Below are 5,198 nucleotides of genomic sequence, written 5' to 3' on the forward strand. Positions count from 1 at the left end.
GCAGGATGTTGAGGCGCGCCATCACCTGCGACCACCCTTGCCACCCGCCTTGGCTGCCGGCTTGCCGCCAGACTTCGCACCAGGCTTGCTGCCCCGGCTCTTGCCTGCTGCAGCCGGGCTTGCCACCAGCGCCTCGGACCAAGGCACATTCGTGCGCTCAGCCACACGCAGCACGGCCGAACGCGAACGCGGATTACCCGAGATCTCTTCAGCAGAAGGCTTGATGCGCGCAATCGCATCCAACATCAAAGGCTTGGGCTGCGCAAACGGCACGCGGCGATCAACCTCTTCGCGGCTGTGCTTGGCGATGAAGTTCTTGACGATGCGATCTTCCAACGAATGGAAGCTGATGACCGAGAGGCGTCCGCCAGGTGCCAGCGTGGTCAAGGCAGACTCCAGCGCGTCTTCCAACTCACCGAGCTCACGGTTGACGTGAATCCGAAGAGCCTGGAAGGTTCGGGTTGCGGGGTCTTGGCCTGCTTCACGGGTTTTGACCGTACGAGCCACGACCGCCGATAGCTCGGCAGTGGTTCGCACAGGCTGTCCTTCATCGCGGCGAGCGACAAGCGCCTTTGCAATGGGCCAAGCAAACCGTTCTTCGCTGTAGTCACGGATGACCTGCGCAATCTCGTCGGCCGAAGCGTGCGCCAGGTAGTCGGCTGCACTCTCGCCTTGCGTGGTGTCCATGCGCATGTCCAGCGGCGCATCGAAGCGGAAGCTGAAACCGCGAACGGGATTGTCGATCTGCGGCGACGACACGCCGATGTCCATCAACAAACCATGCACCTGAGCCAAACCCAGATCGGCCATCACATCCGCCCACGACGAGAACGGTGCGTGCACGATCTGAAAGCGTGGATCGGTGATGGCGCTCGGCCCCTGCGTGGCGTGCGCCACAGCCTCTGGATCGCGGTCCAGCGCGATCAGGCGAGCCTGCGGCCCCAGCTTGGACAACAGCAGACGCGAGTGCCCGCCACGCCCGAAGGTGGCATCCACGTAGACGCCCTGAGGGTGCGGGCCCACAGCGGGATCCCACAAACCCTCGACCGCCTCGTGCAGCAGGACAGTTCGATGCTGCCAAGGTGTGACTCCTTCCTGCATCGCGTCAGAAGGTGAAGTCTTGAAGGGCCTCGGGCATGGGCTGCGCCATGACCGAGGCTTCGTGCTCGGCGTACTTCTGGGCATCCCACAACTCGAAGTGGCTACCCATGCCCAGCAACATCACTTCTTTGGTGAGGCCTGCTGCAGCACGCAGTTCAGGCGAGATCAGGACGCGCGCGGCGCTGTCGATCTCGACGTCCATGGCATTGCCCAGAAAGATCCGCTTCCAGCCTGCCGCCGACATGGGCAGCGCGGCAACCTTGTCGCGGAAGGTTTCCCACGCGGGGCGCGGGAACACCATCAGGCAGCCATCGGGGTTCTTGGTGATGGTCAGCTGGCCTGCGCAAAGAGCTTGCAAAGCGTCACGATGGCGCGAAGGGACGGCCATGCGCCCCTTTGCGTCCAGCGACAACGCTGATGCTCCTTGGAAGACGAGACTCACACAAAACCCCACGAATTTGCACTAAATCCCACTTTACCTGATCCGCACCCCCAAAACAAGGGAAAAGCGAAAAAAAGTTCAATGAAATCAAAGACTTAGGCGCGATTCGGAAGCAAAAATGCAGAAAAAAAGTCCTTATAAATCAAGGACCTGCAAAGGTGTGTGGAAGTGGAAAATGAGGAGTCTCCCCCTTTGGGGCTGGGATATCCCCGATCTGATTTACAAAGCGCAAGGGCCAGCCGACCGGGCGCGAACACCTGGTCGACCGGCCCTTGCGCCAGTCAGGAAGCGGATTGTGACAGGTGGATCAGGCCTGCTTGTGCTCCTGGCGCTTGCCGCGGACGCGCGCCGCCACCAAACCACCACCGATCAGCCACAAGGCCATTGTCGAAGCCTCAGGCACCGACGACACGCCAATGACAACGGGGCCCAGGTCCCAGCCGATGTAGGTGTAACCCTGAACCTTGCCGTCAATGACATCGGCCAGCGAATGCCCAGCCAGATCACCGTTGAAGCTGAACTGGTCGGTGCGGACGTAGCCAAGGTCGTAGTTGTACACGTGGACAGTATTGGCCCCTTCCAGGAAGTACAACTGCCCTTCTTCGTAGCCGATCAGGTTGCCCACCTTGCCGGCCAGCGAAGCACCATTCCAGCCAGCCGCGCCGCCCGTCAACGAGGTCTTCTTCGAGTCGAACTCCAGCGTGCCTGTAGGGTAGTTGTAGTAGCTCAAGGTGCCATCGGCATCCAGCCAAAGGGAGTTGTCGTCCCCCATGGCCAGCAGCTTGTTGTTACCCAGCAGAGACTGCCCAGCCTGAGGCCCACCCGTCAAAGTCAACGGATAGACAGCCCGGTCCACATAGGTCGTCGGCTTGTCGATGTAGAAGTCTGCCCAGTAATTCTTGTTGGACACCTTGGGGTCAACGAAGTTGATGTCCCAGTCCTCGGAGATGTCACGTGCGCGGGTCAGCGTGGTGGCGTTGCCGATCACATTGGGCGAATTGATCAGGGCCGTCCACAGGTTGTTGCTGGTGGCCTGGTTGTTGCCATCGCCCACAACCAGATCAGGGAACATGCTGTAGAGCTGCGCGTGCGGACGCACGTCATAGCCCGTGGATGGGTACCACTCTTCTGGATAGACCGTCGCGCCAGCCGAGGTCGTGTAGCGATCCTCCTCCTGCCAGCGGGAAGCCTGGGTCCAGTTATAGGTGGAAGCCTGCGCCTGCACCACACCTGTCACAGCCAGCACCGCCACTGCGGCGAGTTGTGCCATGCGAATTTCCTTGTTCATCAAACTACTCCTGTCAAACACTTCAAAACACCTGACTGGCAATATCGGACGCGTCATCTGCCACAAAATCTGAATCACCCGAAAGTGAAAACATATTTAGTCAATTCAAATCACGACACAAAAGTGCCCTCTGGCGACGCACCCAAGACTGCGAACCCGAAATTCATCTGCGTCACCGAATTCCACGACCCAATAACGCAGCACTGCTCCGCACCAGATTGCCCTCTCACGAAGGCGCTGATTCGCAATCCCAGCGGCATGCATGAATGGTATTGACGGAAAAGAATCCTGCCTTGACATACCCTGCCCCAGAGAGGCAGCAAATATCAAACGAACCCCCACTCGTTAATTAATACCGGACAGCACCCTCAAGCGCGGGGGCAGTATTTGTACCTAGCGCCGATTTATAGAAATCGCCCCTCAAAGTCTGTCGGCCTGCTTACACTTGTCGCACGAAACGCGGCAATATTTACCGCGAATCAGACACAGATATTGCCAATATCTGCCGACATTTGACTTTGACTGCCATACTCTGCCGAGAATGCCCCACGCCACGATCTACGTTGCCGGTACAGCCGCCAGCCTGTTGCTTGATTACATGGATCAAGCGGGCCTGGCTCAACCCACTTTCAGAGCCAAGCTTGAAGCACTGAAAGCCTCACCACGCATGCCGATTGCGACCTGGTGGGAGATCCTGGTCGAGCTGGAGCAACTGCATCCTGTCAAGGCCCTTGGCATCCACATCGGCAAACTCACCCAGGCCCATCACGTCGGCATGCTGGGCTACCTGTCCATCTACAGCGATACCTTGGTGCAGGCACTCACGCGCTTCAGCCGCTTTCAACGCTTGCTGCACAACATGGCGCCCAGCAAGGTGTATGTCGAAGGGGAGGATCTGGTCGTCTGGTGGGATCCGACCGAGGGCGTGTCCCACCTGCTGTCCGATGAGGTGCTGGTGGCGGGCCTGGTGACCCTGATCCGGCGTCACGGCGGCAACCCACAGGTCTCACCCAGGCTGGTCGGGTTCCCTCAAAGCCGCCCCGACGATGTTCAGCCCTACGAAGATTTTTTCCAGTGTCCCGTGGTGTTCGGGCGCGAGGCACTCGTTGTGCGACTGTCCGCCAAGGACATGGCCCTGCCCGTCAACACCCGGGACCCGCATCTGATGGCGTTGCTTGAACAGCAAGCCGAAATGATGTTGCAGGCGCTGCCGGATCGCGATGCCCTGCTCAAGCAACTGCGGCATCACATCTCCATGTCACTGCAGGACGGCACGCCTGAATTTGGCGATGTAGCCACGCGCATGGGCATGGCCGAACGCACGCTGTACCGCTACCTGCAGGAGCGCGGTTTGCGCTACAAGGCCATCCTCAATGAAAGGCGTTTCGAACTGGCCAGGGACTATATGCAGGACGCCAAGCTCTCCCTGCCCGAAATTGCGCTGCTGCTTGGCTATGCCGAACAAAGCGCCTTCTCGCGGGCGTTCAAGGAATGGTCAGGCGAGACACCGGCCAGCTATCGTCGCGCACGCCTGGGCCATGCACGCCAAGTGCGATGAGCCCAGCTGACATCGGACAGCGCAACCGAGGATATGCGTGCCAGCAACCCCTGAATGCGGGACAAATGCCCCAGTTCCGTGACATGGATCAAGCAAGGTCATTGCGAATCGTTCGCATTTAAATCTAGAATGAGGGCATGAAATCGCAGCGCCACCCTCATCACAGCAAGTCGCCAGCCATCACGCTGGACAAGCTGCCCGTGCGGGCGGTGGCGACGATTCAAGACATCAAAACCGGCCACCATGACGGCGGCGCGCTCAAGCGGCGCCTGATGGAGTTGGGCTTTGTCCCCGGCGAGCGGGTGCAGGTGCTGCGCCGCATCTTCTTCGGTCGGGGCCCGCTGGCTGTCCGCGTGGGCACCAGCACTTTCGCCATGCGCAAGCTGGAATCCTCCCTGATCGAAGTTGTGCTGGCCTGACAGCAGGAGTTGTGCTCATGGCCGCCGTGACACCCGATGTGTCCACCTCCCCGCTGATCGCCCTGGTCGGCAACCCCAACTGCGGCAAGACTGCCCTGTTCAACCGCCTGACGGGCGCCAAACAGAAGGTCGGGAACTACGCTGGCGTGACGGTGGAGCGCAAGGAAGGGCAATTTGTCTCCCCAGGCGGCCAGACCTGGCGCCTGCTGGACCTGCCTGGCGCTTACAGCTTGCTGGCTGCCACCCCCGATGAAGCCATCACCCGTGACGTGATTGCCGGCGTGCGCGCGGGCGAATCTGCACCAGTTGGCTTGGTCTGCGTGGTCGATGCCACCAATCTGCGCCTGAACCTGCGCATGGTGCTGGAATTGCAGACCCTGGGCGTGCCCA

General features: G+C 60.1%; 6 protein-coding genes. 3 read left to right on the top strand and 3 right to left on the bottom strand.

Annotated elements, in window-relative coordinates:
• Nucleotides 1–21: 21 nt before the first annotated feature.
• From rsmH to EPO09_RS01450, 3 genes are all read right to left on the bottom strand, one after another.
• The gene (gene rsmH / locus EPO09_RS01440; RefSeq protein ID WP_290639447.1) at nt 22–1,101 is read right to left on the bottom strand and encodes a 16S rRNA (cytosine(1402)-N(4))-methyltransferase RsmH; all 1,080 of its coding nucleotides are present in this window, start codon (nt 1,099–1,101) and stop codon (nt 22–24) included.
• 4 nt (nt 1,102–1,105) lie between these two features.
• Complete coding sequence (mraZ, locus tag EPO09_RS01445) at nt 1,106–1,543, bottom strand: division/cell wall cluster transcriptional repressor MraZ (RefSeq protein ID WP_290639449.1); 438 nt, start codon at nt 1,541–1,543, stop codon at nt 1,106–1,108.
• Nucleotides 1,544–1,850: 307 nt separating this feature from the next.
• Nucleotides 1,851–2,831: a hypothetical protein gene (locus EPO09_RS01450; protein WP_290639451.1), complete on the bottom strand. Its 981-nt coding sequence runs from the start codon at nt 2,829–2,831 to the stop codon at nt 1,851–1,853.
• A gap of 541 nt (nt 2,832–3,372) precedes the next feature.
• Between EPO09_RS01450 and EPO09_RS01455 the strand changes: the two genes are divergently transcribed.
• The 3 genes from EPO09_RS01455 to EPO09_RS01465 all read left to right on the top strand — a co-directional run.
• The gene (locus tag EPO09_RS01455; RefSeq protein ID WP_290639454.1) at nt 3,373–4,389 is read left to right on the top strand and encodes an AraC family transcriptional regulator; all 1,017 of its coding nucleotides are present in this window, start codon (nt 3,373–3,375) and stop codon (nt 4,387–4,389) included.
• 137 nt (nt 4,390–4,526) lie between these two features.
• A complete protein-coding gene (locus EPO09_RS01460; RefSeq protein WP_290639455.1) occupies nt 4,527–4,808 on the top strand; it encodes a FeoA family protein in 282 nt (93 codons plus the stop codon).
• Nucleotides 4,809–4,825: 17 nt separating this feature from the next.
• The coding region (locus EPO09_RS01465) for a FeoB small GTPase domain-containing protein (RefSeq protein WP_290639457.1) at nt 4,826–5,198 on the top strand (373 nt) is incomplete at its 3' end.

Origin of the sequence: Aquabacterium sp. (assembly GCF_004297345.1) — a bacterium.
Lineage (GTDB): Bacteria > Pseudomonadota > Gammaproteobacteria > Burkholderiales > Burkholderiaceae_C > Aquabacterium.